Annotated in this window: 20 protein-coding genes and 1 pseudogene; 3 read left to right on the top strand and 18 right to left on the bottom strand. The window is 40.5% G+C overall.

Annotation, left to right across the window (positions count from 1 at the left end; all coding sequences use genetic code 11):
- Positions 1 to 46: 46 nt before the first annotated feature.
- The 4 genes from ACRD7A_RS18170 to ACRD7A_RS18155 form a co-directional block, all read right to left on the bottom strand.
- On the bottom strand, positions 47 to 2,206 hold the full coding sequence (locus tag ACRD7A_RS18170; protein WP_430812808.1) for a S46 family peptidase: 2,160 nt from the start codon (positions 2,204 to 2,206) through the stop codon (positions 47 to 49).
- Between the two features lie 11 nt (positions 2,207 to 2,217).
- The gene (locus ACRD7A_RS18165; protein ID WP_430812809.1) at positions 2,218 to 2,802 is read right to left on the bottom strand and encodes a Maf-like protein; all 585 of its coding nucleotides are present in this window, start codon (positions 2,800 to 2,802) and stop codon (positions 2,218 to 2,220) included.
- 101 nt (positions 2,803 to 2,903) lie between these two features.
- Entirely contained in the window at positions 2,904 to 3,845 is a 942-nt protein-coding gene (locus tag ACRD7A_RS18160) for a geranylgeranylglycerol-phosphate geranylgeranyltransferase (protein WP_430812810.1), read from the bottom strand.
- Positions 3,846 to 3,922: 77 nt separating this feature from the next.
- Positions 3,923 to 4,438, bottom strand: coding sequence for a KdsC family phosphatase (locus tag ACRD7A_RS18155; protein WP_430812811.1), 516 nt, complete (start codon positions 4,436 to 4,438; stop codon positions 3,923 to 3,925).
- Between the two features lie 336 nt (positions 4,439 to 4,774).
- Here ACRD7A_RS18155 and ACRD7A_RS18150 point away from each other — a divergent pair, with 336 nt between their 5' ends.
- Both ACRD7A_RS18150 and ACRD7A_RS18145 read left to right on the top strand, forming a co-directional pair.
- Complete coding sequence (locus tag ACRD7A_RS18150) at positions 4,775 to 5,389, top strand: IMPACT family protein (protein ID WP_430812812.1); 615 nt, start codon at positions 4,775 to 4,777, stop codon at positions 5,387 to 5,389.
- Positions 5,390 to 5,394: 5 nt separating this feature from the next.
- Positions 5,395 to 6,342, top strand: a complete 948-nt coding sequence (locus tag ACRD7A_RS18145; RefSeq protein WP_430812813.1) for a carbohydrate kinase family protein — start codon at positions 5,395 to 5,397, stop codon at positions 6,340 to 6,342.
- An 86-nt stretch (positions 6,343 to 6,428) separates the two neighbouring features.
- Here the strand turns inward: ACRD7A_RS18145 and ACRD7A_RS18140 are convergent, their stop codons facing one another.
- The gene (locus ACRD7A_RS18140) at positions 6,429 to 6,986 is read right to left on the bottom strand and encodes a WcaF family extracellular polysaccharide biosynthesis acetyltransferase (protein WP_430817964.1); all 558 of its coding nucleotides are present in this window, start codon (positions 6,984 to 6,986) and stop codon (positions 6,429 to 6,431) included.
- A gap of 289 nt (positions 6,987 to 7,275) precedes the next feature.
- On the opposite strand from ACRD7A_RS18140, the gene ACRD7A_RS18135 reads away from it, so the two are divergent.
- Positions 7,276 to 7,839, top strand: a complete 564-nt coding sequence (locus ACRD7A_RS18135) for a manganese efflux pump MntP (RefSeq protein WP_430812815.1) — start codon at positions 7,276 to 7,278, stop codon at positions 7,837 to 7,839.
- A gap of 97 nt (positions 7,840 to 7,936) precedes the next feature.
- Here the strand turns inward: ACRD7A_RS18135 and ACRD7A_RS18130 are convergent, their stop codons facing one another.
- The 13 genes and pseudogenes from ACRD7A_RS18130 to ACRD7A_RS18070 all read right to left on the bottom strand — a co-directional run.
- Positions 7,937 to 8,902, bottom strand: a complete 966-nt coding sequence (locus ACRD7A_RS18130) for a DUF4340 domain-containing protein (protein ID WP_430812816.1) — start codon at positions 8,900 to 8,902, stop codon at positions 7,937 to 7,939.
- Positions 8,895 to 10,394, bottom strand: coding sequence for a GldG family protein (locus ACRD7A_RS18125; protein WP_430812817.1), 1,500 nt, complete (start codon positions 10,392 to 10,394; stop codon positions 8,895 to 8,897). Before ACRD7A_RS18125 ends, ACRD7A_RS18130 begins: the two co-directional genes overlap by 8 nt.
- A 10-nt stretch (positions 10,395 to 10,404) precedes the next feature.
- Complete coding sequence (locus tag ACRD7A_RS18120; RefSeq protein ID WP_430812818.1) at positions 10,405 to 10,977, bottom strand: ABC transporter permease; 573 nt, start codon at positions 10,975 to 10,977, stop codon at positions 10,405 to 10,407.
- Positions 10,978 to 11,260: 283 nt separating this feature from the next.
- Positions 11,261 to 12,196, bottom strand: coding sequence for an ATP-binding cassette domain-containing protein (locus ACRD7A_RS18115; RefSeq protein WP_430812819.1), 936 nt, complete (start codon positions 12,194 to 12,196; stop codon positions 11,261 to 11,263).
- A 62-nt stretch (positions 12,197 to 12,258) separates the two neighbouring features.
- Complete coding sequence (locus tag ACRD7A_RS18110; RefSeq protein ID WP_430812820.1) at positions 12,259 to 13,227, bottom strand: ABC transporter permease; 969 nt, start codon at positions 13,225 to 13,227, stop codon at positions 12,259 to 12,261.
- Positions 13,220 to 14,185, bottom strand: a complete 966-nt coding sequence (locus ACRD7A_RS18105; RefSeq protein WP_430812821.1) for an ABC transporter ATP-binding protein — start codon at positions 14,183 to 14,185, stop codon at positions 13,220 to 13,222. Before ACRD7A_RS18105 ends, ACRD7A_RS18110 begins: the two co-directional genes overlap by 8 nt.
- A gap of 2 nt (positions 14,186 to 14,187) precedes the next feature.
- The gene (locus ACRD7A_RS18100) at positions 14,188 to 15,339 is read right to left on the bottom strand and encodes a COG1470 family protein (RefSeq protein ID WP_430812822.1); all 1,152 of its coding nucleotides are present in this window, start codon (positions 15,337 to 15,339) and stop codon (positions 14,188 to 14,190) included.
- 128 nt (positions 15,340 to 15,467) lie between these two features.
- Positions 15,468 to 15,668 (bottom strand): hypothetical protein, encoded by a 201-nt coding sequence (locus tag ACRD7A_RS18095; RefSeq protein ID WP_430812823.1) that lies wholly within the window; start codon positions 15,666 to 15,668, stop codon positions 15,468 to 15,470.
- A gap of 161 nt (positions 15,669 to 15,829) precedes the next feature.
- The gene (locus ACRD7A_RS18090) at positions 15,830 to 17,737 is read right to left on the bottom strand and encodes a methyl-accepting chemotaxis protein (RefSeq protein WP_430812824.1); all 1,908 of its coding nucleotides are present in this window, start codon (positions 17,735 to 17,737) and stop codon (positions 15,830 to 15,832) included.
- A gap of 940 nt (positions 17,738 to 18,677) precedes the next feature.
- The gene (locus ACRD7A_RS18085) at positions 18,678 to 18,854 is read right to left on the bottom strand and encodes a transposase (RefSeq protein ID WP_430817965.1); all 177 of its coding nucleotides are present in this window, start codon (positions 18,852 to 18,854) and stop codon (positions 18,678 to 18,680) included.
- A 142-nt stretch (positions 18,855 to 18,996) separates the two neighbouring features.
- The gene (locus ACRD7A_RS18080; protein WP_430812825.1) at positions 18,997 to 19,230 is read right to left on the bottom strand and encodes a transposase; all 234 of its coding nucleotides are present in this window, start codon (positions 19,228 to 19,230) and stop codon (positions 18,997 to 18,999) included.
- Positions 19,200 to 19,346, bottom strand: a complete 147-nt coding sequence (locus tag ACRD7A_RS18075) for a hypothetical protein (RefSeq protein WP_430812826.1) — start codon at positions 19,344 to 19,346, stop codon at positions 19,200 to 19,202. The genes ACRD7A_RS18080 and ACRD7A_RS18075 overlap by 31 nt, the downstream gene beginning before the upstream one ends.
- A gap of 83 nt (positions 19,347 to 19,429) precedes the next feature.
- Positions 19,430 to 19,579: pseudogene (locus tag ACRD7A_RS18070) on the bottom strand (transposase); the annotation flags it as partial.
- Positions 19,580 to 19,893: the final 314 nt, after the last annotated feature.

The raw sequence follows: 19,893 nt of genomic DNA, 5'->3' as shown, positions 1-19,893 counted from the left end.
CATCCGCCTCATAAAATCACGCGACTAGTGCGTAGGCCATCATACCTTACTCAATAATCGTCATTTCATCCAAGAGGTAACCTGCTCCTGCCATTTTATCCACCAGGAACAGTACATAACGCATATCCAGCGAAATATTACGACACTGCTCAGGATTAAACATCAGGTCGCTCATCACACCTTCCCAGGCACGGTCGAAGTTAATACCAATCAGATGACCTTCGGCATTAAGCACGGGGCTTCCCGAGTTACCCCCGGTAGTATGGTTGGTGGCCACAAAACAAACCGGTACGGTACCCTCCACCTCATAGCGTCCATAGTCTTTTTGCTCATACAACTCTTTCAGTTTGGCCGGTACGCGGTAATCGTAGATATCCGGATTATCCTTTTCCATAATACCCTCCAAGGTTGTGAAATGCTTGTAATAAACAGCATCACGAGCGGTGTAACCTTTCACTTGCCCGTAGGATACACGCAGGGTAAAATTGGCATCCGGGTAAAAAACCTTATCCGATTCAAACTTCATCTGCGCTTCCATATAGTCCTTATCCAGGTCAGCCAACTGGGTGCGGTATGCTTTTAGCTGCGGATACACCTTATCTTTATACACGGCTTCAAAACTCTTACTCAGAACAAACGCCGGGTCTTTTTCGAGCTTCTTTATTGATTTGGTCGAGAAATCAGCAATAAAATCAAGCACCGCCTGTTCATCATCAAAAATCGACTTACCATACAGGTAGTCAACGTATTTATTAACGTCTCCTTTGTACTTGCCATTAATCAGCTCATACACATTAGGCTGAAAACTCGCCTCTATATTTTCAGCATACATATTTAATAACTTCGCCGACAGTGATTTATCCAACTGCTTATAATAGTTCTTAAAGAACAGGGTGGCTCGCTCAGTCAGATGTTCCTTTGCCTTCTTCACAGCCTCATCATCCAACTCCGTATCCTTATACAGCATCTTTAGTATCTCCATCTGACCCGCCAGATAAGCGATCTCCATACCGTTGGAACGTATCATCTCGCGGTAGTAGCCATAAGTAAGGTTATAGCGCGTATAATCGGTATATATTTTTTTGTATTGTGCCAGCAAACCGGCATACTCAGGCGCCTCAGCCTTGGCCCATTGCGTAAAGGCCGCCTCATACTCCTTTTTCTTATTAATGGCATCTAGTATTTCCAAACCACGATTCTCCCCAATCCAGCGTTTCCAACTGTTGGACACGCGTGCATTCTTGGCTGCGTACTTGATACGCACCGCGGGGTCGGCCTCCTGATAGCGATTCATGATATTCAACTTCTCGGTGCGCACATCAATCAGCTTGGGATTCACCGTTTCGGTTAACATGGCAATGTGATACGACGGAACATACTGATAGGTGCTTCCGGGATAACCAAATACCATTGTGAAATCACCCTCATTAACCCCTTTCAGCGAAATGGGAAAATGCTTAGCAGGTTTGTAGGGCACATTGTCCTTTGAGTATTCAGCCGGCTTATTATCCTTATCGGCATAGATACGAAACATGGAGAAATCGCCGGTATGACGGGGCCACATCCAGTTATCGGTATCGCCACCAAACTTACCGATGGCCGATGGCGGGGCACCTACCAAACGCACATCTTTAAAAATCTCGTTGATAAAAAGAAAATACTGATTGCCGTGGAAGAAAGGCTTTAATACCGCCTGATAGTGAGTTCCTTCCACCGCTTCGTCCTTAATGGCTTTAATATTGGCAGCAATCTGCTTGTTGCGCTCCTCGGCATTCTGATCGTCATTAGTGCCTTCGAGCACGCGCTCCGTCACATCTTCCATACGCTTCAGAAAAGTCACCGTCAGATCCGGATTCACCAACTCTTCCTCTGGCGACATGGCCCAAAAACCATTGGTCAGATAGTCATTCTCCACCGAGCTATGGTATTGTATTTGACCGTATCCGCAGTGGTGGTTGGTCACGATCAAGCCCTTATCGGAGATCAGTTCGCCGGTACAGCCACGGCCAAAAATCACCACGGCATCCTTCAGACAAGCCTGATTAACGCTGTAAACATCTTCGGCGGTAAGCTTAAAGCCCATGGCCTGCATCTGCTCTATATTATACTTCTCCAGTAACATGGGAATCCACATTCCCTCATCGGCACGGGCCTGCCCCTGCAACAGCAAGGCAGCCACCAATGTCAATAGAATCTTCCTTATCATCTCTTATTATTTTATTGAATATTAAATGTTTTCAGTTCGGTATATAAGCGTTGCACCGGCAGGCCCACCACATTAAAATACGAGCCTTCGATGCGCTCGATGCCCACCATGCCAATCCACTCCTGTATACCATAGGCTCCGGCCTTGTCAAAGGGCTGGTAATGGTCAATGTAATAATGAATCTCGTCGGCTGTTAGGCTTTTAAAAAACACTTTAGTACGAGCGGTAAATCCTGCCTGCCGCTGTCCTGTAGTTAAGGCCACGCCGGTAATCACCTCGTGGGCTTTCCCCGACAAACCTTGTAGCATACGCACAGCCTCAGCCTTATCGGCCGGCTTACCCAATATTTTGCCATCGCAATACACAACGGTATCAGCCGTAATCACCAATAAATTATCTTTTTTACAATCATCATGGTAGGGTTTCGCCTTCTCCCGGGCCAGAAAAAGAGGCACCTCATCGGCTGGCATCCCAGAGGGAAATATCTCTTCCACCTCTTCTTTAATCAGAATATCAAACGGTATATTTAACTGGCTTAGCAGCTCTTTACGCCGGGGCGATTGCGATGCAAGTATAATTTTGTAGTTATCTGCCACGTAGTAATGGTTTATATGATCTTTATAAATGTGAAGAGCAAATATAAACTATTTCGTGGCGACAGCCTGACAAAGAAATAATGAAGATGGGGTGATGTGTTTTAAAACATTTGACCCACAAGTACAATGAAGATAACGCCCATAAGTATAATGAGCTTGCTGATGGTGCTTACCCGATGATATTGCGCAGAAACACGGGCACGCATCCATGTAAATATCAGAAGAAGGTGCGGCAGCGTAAAACCTACAATAAAATAAGGCAAGGCATAAGGAATATGACGAAAGGCATCCACAAAGAAATAGATGCTCCATAAAGCTATCAGGGTAAAACCTTCGATAAGCAGCACAAACGTTTTGGTTAAGGGCAGCCCCAGTGCAATGGGCAACGTTTTACAACCAACCGCCTTATCACCTTTCATATCCTCCGTGTCCTTTATTATTTCGCGTACAAAATTGCTTAGAAAAGCAAAGATGGCAAAACCACTGGTCCAGAACCAGGCCACCGAGCATGCTTCGGTGCGGATCACCGCCTCACCGTGCACCTTAGCCAGCATGGCAAACTCAACCGATACTACCAGCAACACTACAATGCCCGTCATCAAAGAAATAACCAAATTACCAATTACAATATGGCGCTTAAAAGTAGTGCTATAATACCACAACAGCACGGGTACGCCAATAAACATCAGGGCATATATTTCCTTGCGGGAAATGTAGGCGATAAATAACCCCAGAAGAATACCTCCTAGCGTGAGCACCACGTGCCAAAACAAGGCAGTACGACGACTGATGACCCGCCCCACCAATACTTTCTGCGGCTTATTAATACGATCGATACGAATGTCGAAATAATCATTGATGATATACCCGGAGGCGGCCAGCAGAAGAGTGGACAGCACCACCAGGGCAAAAAGAAAATCAGATAATACCGGACTTAGCTCATACTGGCCGAGTATGGGCAGTATCAATCCGTAGCGCAGTGCATACTGCATGCCACCTATCATCATTAAGTTTTTGTAACGTATGAGTCGTAGGAAATTCACCTGTGTTGTATTTTAATGATTATACGGGTTATCACTGCCCCACACATCCTGCCATCACCCGCTATTTAATTTATTTTCTACCAGATATAGTCAAGCGCCCACTTGCCATGGGCACGCAGCACCTGTTCCATCACGTCACGCACCGCGCCTTCTCCACCCTTGCGGTCAGAGATATATTTACACAGCGACTTAATTTCCTCCACAGCGTCGGACGGACACACCGGAATTCCCACACGCTTCATCACCGGATAATCGGGCAAATCATCTCCCATGTACATCACCTCATCAGCCTTCACACCGGTTTCTTTCATCCACTGTTGAAAGCAAGGCCATTTATCCGATATGCCCAGATAAACGTGCTTAAGACCCAGCCCCTCATAACGTTTCCGCACCGCCTGTGTTGTTCCGCCAGAAATTATGGCCACAGGATAGCCTAGCTTAACAGCCAACTGCAAGGCGAAGCCATCTTTAATATTAGCTGTTCGCATAGGTTCGCCCGAAGGGTGCATGGGTATCATTTGCGATGATAATACCCCATCCACATCGAAGACAAAGGCCTTCACCCTCATTAAATCCTCTTTGAAATTACTCATTTTATTCAACATTTTTGGCGAAGATACGAAAAAGGGCCTTCATAATAATAATGAAGAGCCCTCCTTACTGACTATATTAATTACTACTCTAACGAATTTAGGAAGGACGACCGATCGTCCCTTAGCGGTACATCAACAAAATTTGTCTCAAGCTGCAAAAACTGCCCTTAAAACAGATTTCTTACTGTTTTGAGGCTGCAAATATATACATCCACGTCTAATAGTATTACTATCATTTGCAACAAAAAGGCATCCTTAACAAACATTAACATTGAGGTGCAGTGGCATATTTTTATTATTTTCACTGGCTGAAATAACAGAAGGCGTAAGAGATCAATGACAGAAGCGGATAAGTACAATACACTAGCCAATCCATCGGAGGGCATCTATAAAGAAAAAGGAAGTAAGTTCATTAGCTATGCCTATCCGGTTTACGATGAAGAAGAAATAAAACAGCATGTGGCACATCTGAAAAAACAATATTACGATGCCCGCCACCACTGCTTTGCCTGGCAGCTGGGCACCGATGGTAACAGCTACCGCGCCAATGATGACGGGGAACCCTCAGGCACGGCGGGCAAGCCTATACTAGGACAGATACGCTCGCACGAGCTCACCAATGTATTAATTGTGGTAGTTCGATATTTTGGGGGCACCAAGCTGGGTACAAGCGGGCTAATAAACGCCTACAAAGAAGCCAGTATCGATGCTATTGCTAATGGCACCATCATTGAAAAAACGGTGGATGACTTTTACCGTGTTACTTTCGACTATGGCGTTATGAATGATGTGATGAAGGTGATGAAGGAGGAAAACCCACACATTACAGGACAGGATTTTAACCTACGTTGCGCCATTGACTGGCATTGCCAGCAAAGTAAGGTTAGTAGTATTCTGGCAAAATTAGACAAGATTGAATCGGTAAGTGTTGATTTTATTGAAACACGTTAAAGCAAATGAAAAAATTCGATATAGTTGTAGTGGGCGACTGTAACATTGATTTAATATTCAATCGTTATAAGAAGATACCATCCTACGGAGAAGAGGTATTGGCTCAACAATTCGATGTGGTACTAGGCAGCTCGGCAGGCATCACGGCCGCTCATCTGGCAGCGCTGGGAGCACGTGTGGCCTACATCGGTGCCGTGGGAGCCGATGGCTTTGGCCGGCAATTTAAAGAGCTGATGACCCAACAGGGTGTCAATACCGATTACATGGTGGAAAAACCGGCCTACAAAACTGGCTGCACCGTGGTGATGAGTCATGATGAGGAACGAGCCAACCTGACATATGCCGGCGCCATGGAGCACCTTATGCCCAGCGATGTACCGCGCAAACTTATTGAGCAAACCGCTTACCTGCATATCTCCAACCCTTACGTACTGCCTTTTTTTAAGAATGTACTACCCGACTTCTTTAAATTCGTTCGCTCAAAGGGAGTGCATACCTCGCTGGATCCGCAGTGGGATGTTAACGATGAATGGGATACCGACCTGAGAGCCTTACTACCCTATTTAGATGTATTTTTTCCCAACGAAAAAGAGTTGCATTTTTTACTCAGCGGCAATAAAATAAAGGCATCTGAGCTGCCCCAATTATGCCACCATGCCATTGTAAGCACCCAAGGCAGCAGCGGTGGCCAAGTGATAAAACCGGAAGGGGGTAGCCATTTTAAAAGCTATCTGAACAAACGGGTGATTGACTGCATAGGTGCCGGCGATGCTTTTAACGCGGGTTTTTTGGCTGCCCGCATCGAAGGACAAAGCCTGGAAGCTGCCATCGATCTGGCCTGCCGTAATGCCGCCTTGTCCACTACAGTAGCCGGAGGCACCGTTAGTTACACCTCGCGTGAAGATTTTAACAACTTGTTTAAGAAGCACTTCCCGAATGCTTGCGATGTGTAAAACAATAGTATATCAAGTAGTAAAACTTAAGTATCAAGATTAAAACACTAAGCAACTAAGTAAACAAGAGGCAAAAACATCAGCCCTTATTCTTCTATATGCCGATCTTTCACCTTATGGGCCGGATTGCCCCGGTAAATTGCGTAAGGCTCAAGATTAGCAGAGGCTACACTATTAACTGACAATACAGAGTGACTACCGCAGCGCACACCGCCTGTAACAATGCTGCGAGCCCCCATCCACACGCCATCTTCAATAACAACGGGGGCAACCATCAGATCAAAGGTGCTAAGCTTATAGTTATGATTGCCGATAAGAATCAAACATTCTTGAGATAGACAACAGTTTCTCCCAATCACTACCTTTTCCAGATTATCGATCCACACGCGCTCACCTATCCAGGTATAATCACCCAGCACCAGCTTCCAGGGATACTTGATGTTAACACCGGGCTTTATCACCACTCCTTTGCCCACTTCCGCACCAAACAGTCGCAACAATTGCACCTTAATACCCGACAGAGGATTCAGCGGGTTGATAAAGAAAAGTGCATTCACCATAAACCAGAGGCTGCGCTTCACAAGACCGGCTCCTTCATTAAACCAGTCGTTATTATACTTCGATAAATCTGTTTGCGTCATCATTGCTATTTTGCTCACGTGAAAATACAATCTTTCCGGGGGGACACCAAATCAGCATAAGCTCCAGTAAAATATTTACTACTCTTACCAATTAACATTCTCCTATACCTGCAATAAAACCATTAACTATCAAAAATTAATGTTACAATACTATATATACCAAGTTTTGCATTTTTGTTTAGCTATTGAAAAGATTTATCTTCGCCCCTCCGTAATAAAAGAAGTATATTAACAGAATCTATCGAGTCTAATTTGCTTTTCAGGATTCGAAGATCAAGGCGTGACTTATTTGATGAATCTATTATCTCTTATTCTAATTGGAACTGGCTTATCAATAGATAGCCTGGCAGCAAGTATTACCACAGGAGCGTGCTGTAAAACCCTAAAACTAAGGCACATTTTAAAAGTAGCTACTTTCATGGCCGTTTTTCAAGGTGGCTTGCCCCTTGTTGGCTGGCTGGTGGGGAGTACTTTTCGGTCTGTCATTGAGAGTTACGATCATTGGATTGCCTTTGTTCTTCTTTTGATCATTGGTGGTAAATTAATTTATGAAGGCATTATTGATAAAGGTGAACAAAATAGTAAAATTAACCCCACTAATAATCTGATGCTTGCCGGGATGGCATTGGCGACAAGTATTGATGCTTTAATTGTTGGGGTTGGGTTCGGACTGATTGATGTTAATATTTGGATGGCCATGCTCGTAATTGCCTTAGCCACGTTTTTATTTTCTGTTGTGGGTGTGTATCTAGGCAGAAAGATCGGTACCCGAATCAATAAAGGGATTGATATTTTTGGAGGACTAGTCCTGATTGGACTGGGACTAAAGATTCTATTGGAGCACACCTGCTGCTAAATATTATTCAGAACATCAATATTCATTTACTGAAAACAAAACTCCCGATATAGAAAGTCTACGATCGGGAGTTTATTGGCAAAAATTATGGAATCGATTACCTCAAGAGTTCCTTTTTTGAAACAAACAGTTTATTGAAATTTAAGCTTAACGCTTCTTTAAAAACAGTTCCTTGATTTTGAGAAGTCGATAATATTGCTTTTTCATCATCAATAGCCGCATTGACTTCGAGCACCGTTCCGTTACCGGAATATATTTTTGCTTTGTGAGTAAATGTAGTTCTCTTATCATTACTAAAATCGCCCCCTCTCAACGACGTAATACCTGATAAATAATTGGCGACAGATGCAGAATCAAGTGCAATGCCATCGCTCATCCAAACACCTTCATTTTTTACCATGGTAAAGGAACTATCGGCAGGGTAACTAAACTCAATTTTACCAATGCCAGCCTTGTTAGTGTTTAACAATGTTTTATCCCTAAATGCATCAATGTTTCTATTGGCTGTACTTCCCAAAAAACCCTCAACAGCATACACCTCTTCTTCGTCATTATAACGGACATAAGATGTCATGGTTCCCTGAGGTCGCATATAGGGGTTCTGCTGCATCATTGAATTTGTTTTGGGCTGCGAATATGAAAACTTGCCGATATATACTTTTGCCAATTCTCCTTCAGCCCCCATAAACTGCACTTTAGTAGCAAGGGAATCGGTCAACTCAAATTTATTCCAACGCTCTTTACTTTGCGAAGCCAGTCGAATGGGTTTTAATCCATTTAACTGATTAATCAATCGATCTATTGTAGATGCATCACCGTTATATGATTTTCCATCAGATAAAACGCGCCAGCCTCCATTTACTTTTTTAAGCTCTATGCTCTTGCCATTTAGCATTTTAGGCTTTACAATTACTGATGAAATCGTATTTACATCAATACTAAACAGCTCAGTCGCAAGGGTGTTGACTCCTCTATTGCTATCTACTAGCTTCACAGCAACCGTCAGAATGAGCAGGGCCATAAATACCCAGCTCAAGGTTTTGATATCTAATTTTCTAAACATAGCTTTCTCCTTTAATTTTTAAGCGGGTAAATTTTCTTCTTTGATAACGATAAACACCAATACCAAGAATGATAAGAATCGGTAAGGCAAAGTTTAGAATCTTCAACAGATTTTTATCCCCATCTTCCAATTGGTCCAACGGACGTAACTTCACCTGCTTACTTCTTAGTTGGATAAGGCCGGTATCATCACTCATAAAATCAATGGCATTGACTATAAAATTGGCATTATCCGGCTGAACTTGTCGCATCTCCTCTCCGACTCCATTAATGGCCAGATCCCCATCAGTAACAACAACTAATTTATGCTTATCTTTTTCTAAAAGCCCTGCTACTGTGAGTTTTGATGCGGTAAAATCTCTCTCCTGCCATTGTTTTTCAATATTAAAATATACCGGAGCAGATTGATTTCCTGATTTATCGGAGGTAAACACCAATGGCGTAAAAGTGCACAACGAATCACCACTAAAAGTCAAGGAGCTACCGAACTGCATAATCATAGTTCCTAACCCTTGTGTGATCGGATGGTCGGAGAAGTTGGATAAAATAGGCAGATAGGGGAAGTTAATGGGACGGTTCACCATAAAGATACCCTGACGCTGCTGAAGGTTTACCGATCCACAATTGGCATCAACAACAAAGTCTTCATTCACAGTAATACCCTGTTCTTTAAGCCAGTCGCCCATGCCGGTATATTTAACAAAGCCCATTCCCTGATTCAATTGAGCATCTACCCTATTAAATGCGACCAGTAGATTGCCACCTTGCTTTAGAAAGCGCTCTACATAATCAAAATGCTCTTCAGGAATGGAATCCTGAGGATTAATCCAGGCCAGCGTTTTATACTTGCTCAAATTTACACTGTCTGATAAGCTCACTTCTTCAGGCACATACAAAACTTCTAATCCTTGCACCACCTGCATTTGCTCTCCTAAGCCCGGCTCTCCATGCCCAATAATAAAACCAATGGCATCCTTATCCGGAATGGTCATTTTTTTTATCGCCGTAGTAAGTGCATATTCCATTTGCGCACCCGGCTGGACAAAAGGTATTGTTTCAGAGCTTTCACCAATCTGCACCACGGCTCCCATAAAAGCCTTTTTTGTAGTGGCCTGATCTTTTTCCCGCGCTTCAATCATCACCGTTTGAATACCAGCCTGCACAGCTTTTTGTTCTTCCTGTGCATCTTCATTGGGATTAATAAATTCAAAAACCAATTGGTGGTTGCTGCCAGATGCATATTCTGTCAGCAGATCCTTAAAATCATTTCTCAGCTGGTCGAACTGAGGTTGCAAACCTTCAGAAAAATAGGCCGTAACAGTAATGGGTTCTGTAATATCTTTTAAAATATTCTTAGTGGTTTCACTAAGCGTATATCGCTGATCTTCGGTAAAGTCGAGTCGAACAAAAAATCGATTAGCCAAAACGTTAATTAAGACCAACACGCCTAAAGCCAATGCGATATAATATTTAAATCGTAGCTTATCGTTCATGATTTTCAAATTAGTTAATGTTACGCTTTACAAGAGAAAGTTCAGATGCCATTAAGCCTCCTATAATTATTGTGGCGAAGTAAATTATGTTTTTACTATCAATGACACCCCGTATAATGCTTTGATAATGATATTGCATATCCAGATATGACAAAACATCTCCAGGCATACCGGGGAAAGCCCTCGAGATAATGCCAAAAAGAATTTGAAAGAAAATACCAATAATCAAAGCCAATAAGAAAGCCACTATCTGGTTAGATGTGATGCTACTGGCAAAAATACCCAGACTAATATACGCTGCACTCATCAATAGTAAACCTAAGTACCCGGTCAGCACGGAGCCATGGTCTATTGGCCCTATATTAGCTATAGAGATATAATAAGGCAATGTTAAAGCTAAGGTGATAGCAATCAGAAAAAAGGTTGCCAAAAACTTACCGGTAACCACTTGCCAATCCGAAACAGGTTTGGTTAAAAGCAACTCTATGGTTCCTGTTTTAAACTCTTCAGCAAGTTGTTTCATGGTTAAGGCCGGTATAAATATAAAAAGCGTCCAGTATGCAATGCCAAAAAAAGGCTGCATAGTTGCTCTATTTATGTAAAATACATCATTATTTCCATAGAGCCAGGTGAAGAAACCACTCAAGCCCAGAAACACAACAATGAGTATATATGCCATCAAGGAATCAAAATATCCTTTCAATTCCTTATTTGTTATTATCCATATTTGTTTCATAATATTTAGTATCAAGATTAAAGTATTTACACACCAACCTAATCTTCAACATACTAAGACAGTGCGTCATGGCAATTGGGTGTATGCATACCATTTCAATATTAAATCATCGGGTTATTTTCTTTCTCCTTCATGAGGCCGACTGCGTTAATTCTCTGAATACATCCTCAAGATTCTTTTCCATAGGTGTTAACTGAGTAATAAACCAACCTTTGCTTACACACATTTTAAAGATGCTTTCAACGGATGTTTTACCCACATGACTTTCAACCTCGAAAATGCAACTATCAGCAGCTGCAAATGACACAGTTGCCACCTCGTCAATATCACTTAAAGCCTTGTACGCTTCGTTTCGGTCCGATACACTAAGCCCCACCTTGAGGATTTCAGTTCCCTGTGCTTCTTTTCGTAATGATTCAGGAGTGCCATCGGCCACGATTTTTCCTTTATTGATGATTAAAACCCTGTCGCAGGTTGCTTCTACCTCAGCTAAAATATGCGAGCTCAGAATCACCGTTTTTTCTCGCCCGATTTCTTTAATGAGCTTACGTATTTCAATAATCTGATTGGGATCTAAACCCGTGGTCGGCTCATCCAAAATAAGCACCTCAGGATCGTGAATTAAGGCTTGCGCCAGCCCCACGCGCTGCTTATAACCCTTTGATAATTCTCCTATCTTCTTATGCTTTTCCTGATCCAAACCACAGATTCGAATCATTTTTTCAACCTGCGAATTAATATTACTTTTACTAACCCCCTGTAGCTCACCAATAAAATTGAGATAATCCAAAATAGTCATATCCAAATACAAAGGGTTATTCTCTGGCAGATAACCAATGCTTTTCTTTACCTCATCAGGAGAATCATGAACCGATTTCCCTCCTAGAGTGATATCCCCTTCATTGGGAGTGATGTAGCAGGTGATTGCTTTCATAGTTGTGGTTTTACCGGCTCCATTAGGACCAAGAAAACCCAGGATTTCGCCTGTTTTCACCTCAAACGACAAATCATCCAAGGCTTTTTGCGCACCATACCTTTTGGTAATATTTTTTACAAGGATATCCATTGTTTAGAATGATTTATTATAAAATGAAACTATTTATTGTCTGTTATTAATAAAATTAACCCTTATCTCGAACGTATCTCTCGTCGCATAAATAAGATATAAGCAATGGCAAAAAATAACAGCGTTCCTCCAATAAGGGCTACCACCTGTGGCCACACTAACATTATACTCTGCCCCAATGGCAAGGGATTGGGGATAGCCCCAATGGTTTGTTCGCTTGTTAAAGGGCCTAAACTGCGTACCGATGGCCGTAATAAGGTGGTCGTTACATCATTAAACAACTGTCCGGGATTGAAACGCTGAAAACTTTGGATAAAACGCTGAAAACTGACCATCTGATATTCACTAATAAACCTTACAGGCGCCAAAGCTTTAGCAATTAGATTTACTATCATCGTATAGAAAATAGTAAAGAAAAGCCATATCGAAATCCCAGCCAAAGCCGATGTTGCCGCCTGACGAAATTTTACCGAAAACAGAATGGACAAATTAAGCCAGAAGCCAACATAGATAATATTTACAATAGAGAAAATAATGATTCTTGACAACTCATCAGCCGTGGGCGGTATTCCAATAAAAATCAGTCCAAAACCAAGTACCAATAATCCAAGACCAATAAAAAGAGCACTGAGTACAGTTAAAGCAGCAATAAATTTAGCGTTTAAAATATAGTCCCTGTAAATGGGCTGTGCCAACAGTCTGCTTAAGGTGCCCTTGTTTTGTTCAGTGTTTATACTGTCGAAGCCCATACTAATGCCCAGTAATGGCCCAAGAAAACTAACGAAAACCAGGAATGATGGTAAGGTACCATTGGAATGCGTATACAGCTTCAGGAAAAAGAAATCATCGTCAGCACTTCCTCCTTTTATGGCAGCAGTGAAATCATCAAGGGCAGCAACCAGTGACCCCGTGCATGTCAGCAACACCAATGCCACCATAATAATAAACTTCCAACTTTTCACTGTGTCGGATATTTCCTTACTAACAATAACCCCAAAGGGATTAGTTTGCGATGTACTTATACTAGTCATTGCTTAATCCTCCTTCAAAGTAACGGTTATAAATAGCATCGAGTCCATATTCTTTTTTTCTCATGAAATTAAGTTGATATTGGGCCTCAATGACTGTTTTTGCTATGATTGAAGATATATCAGATGAGCATTCAACTTGAAAGTGGCCATGCTTAGCCATTACTTTCTGAATACCCCTTACTGAGTTCAGAAGCCTCGCTAACTCATCGGCACTAATTGAGGATTTATCACCATGCCCTACCCCAATTTCTATGAGGTGAGTGCCACGGTTAAACAACTTCTGGGCTAGCTCTTTGATATTTCCCTCGGCCAATAGCTTTCCACCCACAAATATTCCAACCCGGTCGCATACCTGCTGTACCTGATGCAGGTTATGAGAAGAGAATAATACTGTAATATTTTGCTCTACGCTGAGTTTTTTAATTAAATCAAGCAAATCCACAACACCATTAGGATCAATACCTGTTGTTGGCTCATCCAATATGATAACTTCCGGTTTTTTAATTAACACATCAGCCAAACCCAATCGTTGGCGCATTCCTTTAGAGTACTTACCCGTTTTTTTGTCTTTATTGCTACTCAGTCCTACACGCTCTAGTAGCTCATTCCCTTTTTGTTGGGCTGTATGGTAATCCAAGCCATTCAGCCGGGCGGTGTATATCAGGTTTTCTAAGCCCGTTAAATCATCGTAAAAACCAACATCTTCGGGCAAGTAGCCTACCTTCTTTTTAACTTCAATGGGTTTTGATGTGGAGTTAATTCCGCATACACTAACGGTTCCGGAACTAGGCTCCGTGAGTCCCATCAACATTAGTATAGTCGTTGATTTTCCGGCTCCATTGGGGCCCAGTAATCCAAATACCTCCCCTTGGGAAATCGATAAGTCCAGGTTATTGACAGCGGTAAAGTCGCCGTACTTTTTTGTAACCCCATTGAGTTGAATAACTGAATTATTCATACTTACCTCCTTCCGAATTTCCTGATTAAAAACACGACACCTCCAATCGTAGATAATATAATTATCATACCCAACCAGCCCATTAGCATGGGTGTTTTAACCATAATTCTAAAAGATAGATCCTGGCTTGTCTCTGGTGTTTTGGCCGTAATCTCGGTCACATAATCGCCGGGAATAGCTTTTTTGTCGGCCTTAATATTTGCAAATACAGTAACTACTTTTCCCGGCTCCAGACTTTCTATTTTCTGACTATCAAACGAAACCTCCCAATTTTTGGGCTTCGATGCCGACAGTTCAATATCCTCAAGTTTTGTAGAACCTGTGTTTTTAATAAGAAGCTCTACCTTTTTATCCTCTCCGGCAGTTACTTTAGCACTTAACAGGCCACTTGGAGTTGAAAAAGACATTTCGTAAGTACCGGTGATAACCACTTCCAACTCCATTTCAGCAGATGTTGAACCGGATACTGCTTTGACAGGAATTTTATAAGTTCCGGCCTTTACATTGTAGGGTGCTTTAATGGTATAGTTAATATTTTTTGTTCCATTGGCATCGACCTCTGTTGATGTAGCCTGCTTATGGTTTGCTTTAATAACCACACTCCAACCTTTAGGTGGCGATGCCATTAAGGCATACTGCTGTTGATTGGCTGTTTTATTTTTCAGCACTGCACTAAACGAAAAGTTAGACTTTGCAGTTCCTTCCATGTTTTTTTGGTCACATGAAAGTTCTGTTTCGTTAGCGCCTGCACTACTTACATTAACAGTTAAGGGCAAAGAAACTCCATTGCCAAGTTTTGCATAAAAAGTATAATATCCTTTTTTAACCCGATAGGGAATATCAATTTTTAATTTTAAGGCCTTTTTATCATTTGCTCTCACCGCTAATTTATTAATATTCATCCCATCTGCTGTAAGGGAATAGTTCCACGATCGTGGTATACTGCTGATATGGACATTCTCATTGATGGTCCTTTCATCATTATTGATAACATCCAGGGTGTAATTAACTGTACTTCCCGGGGATACTGACACTTTGGTATAAGGGGTATAAATTTCTGTTTTATCCCCGATCGCAAAAGTATTCTGTTGAGTATTGAATAACAGAATCGATAGCGCTAAAATTTTACAATAAGAATGTAGTAGACTTTTCATAAAAGTTTCTCCTTAACATGATTAACAATTAAACTATTAGGCATTAGAAGCACGTCCATGCTTATCATCGAGCACAGATATACAGAAAGCATGTACCGCCAGAAGCGACACATGCTTAATAAGAGATTTTATGAGGCAAACAGGTACTTAGTATTCAGTATCTCATCAATCACATCGGCATGTACATCACCGAAACGTTTGCGTACCCAGGCTTGAAGCTTAATCTGGTCATCAGCATTTAACCAGGAGATGGATTTAATTAATTCCTTTCTAAAAAGGCTTTTGTCTTCATGAACTCCATTTAATACGGTCTTACATAACTCAAACATAGAACAATATTTTAATAAAGATTCAACAAAACATTAACTGTTTAAAAAAGATAGTCATCAATTTTTATTGATCAGTACAAAAATATCTATCCAGACATTACTCTTTCGTTAAGGTGCGGTTAAAACCCGTTAAAGAAAAGTTAAAGTCCATAGTTCTTCTATTAGTTAACTTTAAAGAAATTCGCTAGTGCTTTTAACTGTTCAGCCTGACTACTCATCTCCTCGGAACTACTCGCTAACTCTTCGCTGGCAGCAGCATTTTGTTGAATTATACTACTTAATTGTTGCAAAGCTTCATTTACTTGATTTGCTCCATGGGTTTGCTCCATACTAGCAGATGATATTTGGTTAATTAGTGAAGTTGTTTCATCAACTTGTGGCAAAATATCCTTCATACTCTTTCCGTTAGCATCAGCCAATTCAAAGCTTTCACTTGCAAGAAATACAATCTCCTCGGCAGCAGTTTTACTTCTCTCAGCCAATTTCCTTACCTCACTCGCCACAACTGCAAATCCCCTTCCATTCTCGCCAGCCCTAGCAGCCTCTACAGCTGCATTAAGTGCCAGTATGTTTGTCTGCACGGCAATATCTGAAACGATTGAAATCTTCTGTGATATTTGTTTGTTGGCATGCAGTGTTTCCTCCGACATCTTACCTGCATTTAAAATACTTCCCTGCGCACTCATAGCCATTTTACTTGTTTTATTAGCATTCGCAGTATTTTGACTGGTATTTACTGTAATCTCCTCCATTGTTGATGCTACTTCTTCAATAGACGATGCCTGTTCGCTTGCACTTTGCGATAACTGTTGCGAAGCGTTACTAACCTGTGAACTACCCCGGGCTATATTATCTGCTCCTTCAACTACATCACTAATAACTGCTTTTAATTTATCCTTCATCGATGTCATAGAGCATACTAATTCACCTATTTCATCCTTTTGGTCAATATCAATGCTTGCGGTCAAATCTCCTTCGGCGATTTTTTGGGTAAATGCTACACTCTTTAAGATCGGATTAACAAGCCCCTTAGTAATAACGAAGGCAAAAAAGATCGATATTATAATAACAACAACAGATGACATAGTTACCATAACTAATCCATTCTCACTATTCTTATTAATCACCGCTTCCTTCTTTTTTATTTGCTCCGAAAATAAAGCATTTATGCCAGTCAGTTTTTTTCCTACAATATCAAGCTGCTTTAACGTGGTGGTACTAAATATTTTTTTGGCAGCATTTGTTCCATTCATTTTTTTATCGTTCCAGTCTATAATTTCATCCAATCTAGCTATCACCTCATTTGCTATTGGCTCTATCTTGTTCAAATAATATGCTTTACCCCCTTGTAAGTCGCCACTTCTGTAATAGTTTTCCAGAACACTAACCATTGGATGCAAGCGATTATGAGGTATCCGTAACAACTCAACTAAATGTTTAAATTCAGGATGCTGTTCTCCTATTTCTTTGACCCTGTCTGAGTGAAGCCACAAACCCAATTTACATTCTTGAGAATCTTTTTGAACATTAATGCGATCAACCGGGACACCATTTAATACAATATGCTTAACACTCTGCATCAACATCAAATGGTCTAACTTAGCCTCTCTTAGCCTAATACTGAGGGTTTCATCAACTTGCTCATATAAATTAGCAATTTCTGTAGCTGACGCGTGTAACATTTTGTGAGGCTCTTCAATTTCTTTCAGCAATACCCTTATTTCGGGCACCTGTTCTTCAGCAGCCTTTCTTTCCTCACTATAATACCATTGTCCAAATTTACATTTATGCGGATTCTGCTCAATAGTCAACTTCGTAATAGTATCATTATTAAACAACTTACTTATTTCAGATGCCCACTCTAAGTGATCAGCATATCGCTCTGAAATACTATATTTCAAATCATTTGACCTACTAACACTATAAGTGGATTTTAGTAGTCCTGATATTCCACCAATCGCAACTACTGAAATAATAACTAACAAAAAGATTATCAACCCAAAGGTTACAAAAAATTTCTTTCGAAGTTTCAGATTCTTCCAATAAAAAGTAATAGTATGCATTTTCATATTATTGTAATTTCCGTACTTAAAAGCCTAAAAACGACATACACGACCATATGGTTACATAAAATATGAATACATTCATTAAATTAGTTTAATACTTATGTTATTACTTGATGTGAAAAATTAAATCGAAGACTCCTGAAGACAATTCAGAGGTGTTAAGGATGTCAACTTTTTCCTCTACCGTCTCTGCAAAATTTATATCTAAACCTAAGATTTGTAACTAATCCGGATTACCTTTAAAATGCTGATTGATAAAATTGCCGCATAAAAAAGAGCCTTAACTAACTTTTAAAACTAAGTTTCTCCGAAATTATTCCCTGCTCTTTTGTCGATGCCCTTTGTAGTAATATGCCTGCTTAGATTAATTTCTTCACGGTTTCCTTGTTCCTGGAATATTATGCAAGTGGGATAAGTAGTAAAAAAATTTTTGAGGGTGCCTATCTGACTAAGAAAAAGACATAAAAAAGGGACTAAACATTTCTGAATAGTCCCTCGTATATACCTGCTGCTTTCAACTGATTGATGTTCAGTACAGCTTGCGGAGAGAGGGGGATTCGCCAAAATATTTAAACCTTTGAGCTAATCTCAATTTCGGAAGGTATATTTAAGCTTGTTCACTTCTTAGTTCACTCATCTAAAATCAAGCTTATCATTTACAAATTTTGTGCGGATTCTTTTTTAGTGTACGGTATGTATATATTATGCCTTGTGTATCATCCACATATTCAGAGCGGTGTGATTTATTGTGAAAAAAATCTAAGTACATGACAAAAATTTAAAAGATTCACTTAAAACGAGACCTTTGCAAAACACGAGGGCACTGTTTATTTCTTTGATTTATGATGTAATCGTACTATTTTCATAACTATACTTCTGTTTTTTTTATTCTTTCTCATTCGCTTTTTAATAGGTGTAAAGGGTTTTTTGAACGATTTTAGCTTTAATTTTGGCAATTAGACATAATAATTCCAGGAGACCTGAATGAATTATAGGCTATGGCCTCCATTACATGTTGAGTATGCGTTTTTTCTAGTCCCACATATTTTGCAATACCTGCCCCAAACCACCTTGACATTCCGCCAAAAGTTCGTTCCACTTTATACCGATCTTTACTAATGAGTTTAATAAATCTGATCTCCTATGGGGTTAATGGCCTATTGCAATAAGCCTTGTGCTGCAAACAGTTTTTGATGTTTAGGTCTTCCAGAAGCTTTTCATTATCCGGAATCTGGTAGCATTTGTCTGCATAGGTGCCTTTATTAACTTTTGACTTCGGAGTTTTTTTTTATAAGTGGCTTTAAACCTTTACTATCATGTTCATTTGCAGTGGTGGTATGAACTGCTGTAATAAATCCTTCCTGACTGGTGGCAATATGTTTCTTAAATCCATAGTGAAGCTTTCCTCCTTTTTTAAGCCATCTTCCTTGTTCGTCTACACCAGGCTGTTTCTGCTTAACAAGCTTTAGTTGCTTACCTTCTTCTTGTTTCGACACTGACTTTGAAGATCCTCTTTTCTATCTTCAGCAATTTCATATTTGGTCTTACCCCCGGGCCACCTTGGGGTGTTGGTGATGGTGGCATCTACTAGAGCAGCACCTTCTTTAACCATAAAGCCTCGATCTTCAGTTGCCTATTGAACTTCCTTAAAAGTCGATCAAAGGCCTTCTTCACTGTTAACTCAGTTCTGAAACCTTACAAAACACTATGATCAGGAACATCATCTTCAATCTGTAATCCACAAAATCGCATGGCAGACAGATTATCATTAACCACATCTTCAACGCCTGGGTCACTTAAATCATACCTGATTTGTAGAAGCATCATCTTGAAAAGTAGTAACCCTGGGTACGATGGCGTCCATCTACGCTAATCTACGCTATGTCCATGCCTGTATACTTTATTTATTTCCTTCTCAATAGGGGCACAGTTGATAATCTGGTTAATTTGCCGTAAAAATGTATTTTTCCGTGTTCTACGCTCAACATGATGCGATACAAAACTCATATGCAACTCCTTTTTTAATCATATTATTAAACTGAAGTTGTTTAAAGTCCTAAAATAGAACGAATTAAACGATTCAATTAATTGATATTCTGATGATTAAATGGTATATTTAATAAATATTCATCAGGTGTTAAGTACTCAAATTATAAAAA

Source organism: Carboxylicivirga longa (genome assembly GCF_050589825.1).
Taxonomy (GTDB): Bacteria; Bacteroidota; Bacteroidia; order Bacteroidales; family Marinilabiliaceae; genus Carboxylicivirga; species Carboxylicivirga longa.
Note: the sequence above shows the minus strand (reverse complement) of the source record. Positions and strands in the feature narration are given on the sequence as shown.

Excerpts from the sequence above, each read along its gene's own strand:
- ACRD7A_RS18170 (WP_430812808.1), bottom strand. The coding sequence starts at position 2,206 with ATGATAAGGAAGATTCTATTGACATTGGTGGCTGCCTTGCTGTTGCAG.
- ACRD7A_RS18155 (WP_430812811.1), bottom strand. The coding sequence starts at position 4,438 with ATGAGTAATTTCAAAGAGGATTTAATGAGGGTGAAGGCCTTTGTCTTC.
- ACRD7A_RS18150 (WP_430812812.1), top strand. The coding sequence starts at position 4,775 with ATGACAGAAGCGGATAAGTACAATACACTAGCCAATCCATCGGAGGGC.
- ACRD7A_RS18145 (WP_430812813.1), top strand. The coding sequence starts at position 5,395 with ATGAAAAAATTCGATATAGTTGTAGTGGGCGACTGTAACATTGATTTA.
- ACRD7A_RS18140 (WP_430817964.1), bottom strand. The coding sequence starts at position 6,986 with ATGATGACGCAAACAGATTTATCGAAGTATAATAACGACTGGTTTAAT.
- ACRD7A_RS18135 (WP_430812815.1), top strand. The coding sequence starts at position 7,276 with ATGAATCTATTATCTCTTATTCTAATTGGAACTGGCTTATCAATAGAT.
- ACRD7A_RS18130 (WP_430812816.1), bottom strand. The coding sequence starts at position 8,902 with ATGTTTAGAAAATTAGATATCAAAACCTTGAGCTGGGTATTTATGGCC.
- ACRD7A_RS18125 (WP_430812817.1), bottom strand. The coding sequence starts at position 10,394 with ATGAACGATAAGCTACGATTTAAATATTATATCGCATTGGCTTTAGGC.
- ACRD7A_RS18120 (WP_430812818.1), bottom strand. The coding sequence starts at position 10,977 with ATGCAGCCTTTTTTTGGCATTGCATACTGGACGCTTTTTATATTTATA.
- ACRD7A_RS18115 (WP_430812819.1), bottom strand. The coding sequence starts at position 12,196 with ATGGATATCCTTGTAAAAAATATTACCAAAAGGTATGGTGCGCAAAAA.
- ACRD7A_RS18110 (WP_430812820.1), bottom strand. The coding sequence starts at position 13,227 with ATGACTAGTATAAGTACATCGCAAACTAATCCCTTTGGGGTTATTGTT.
- ACRD7A_RS18105 (WP_430812821.1), bottom strand. The coding sequence starts at position 14,185 with ATGAATAATTCAGTTATTCAACTCAATGGGGTTACAAAAAAGTACGGC.
- ACRD7A_RS18100 (WP_430812822.1), bottom strand. The coding sequence starts at position 15,339 with ATGAAAAGTCTACTACATTCTTATTGTAAAATTTTAGCGCTATCGATT.
- ACRD7A_RS18095 (WP_430812823.1), bottom strand. The coding sequence starts at position 15,668 with ATGTTTGAGTTATGTAAGACCGTATTAAATGGAGTTCATGAAGACAAA.
- ACRD7A_RS18090 (WP_430812824.1), bottom strand. The coding sequence starts at position 17,737 with ATGAAAATGCATACTATTACTTTTTATTGGAAGAATCTGAAACTTCGA.
- ACRD7A_RS18075 (WP_430812826.1), bottom strand. The coding sequence starts at position 19,346 with ATGGTTAAAGAAGGTGCTGCTCTAGTAGATGCCACCATCACCAACACC.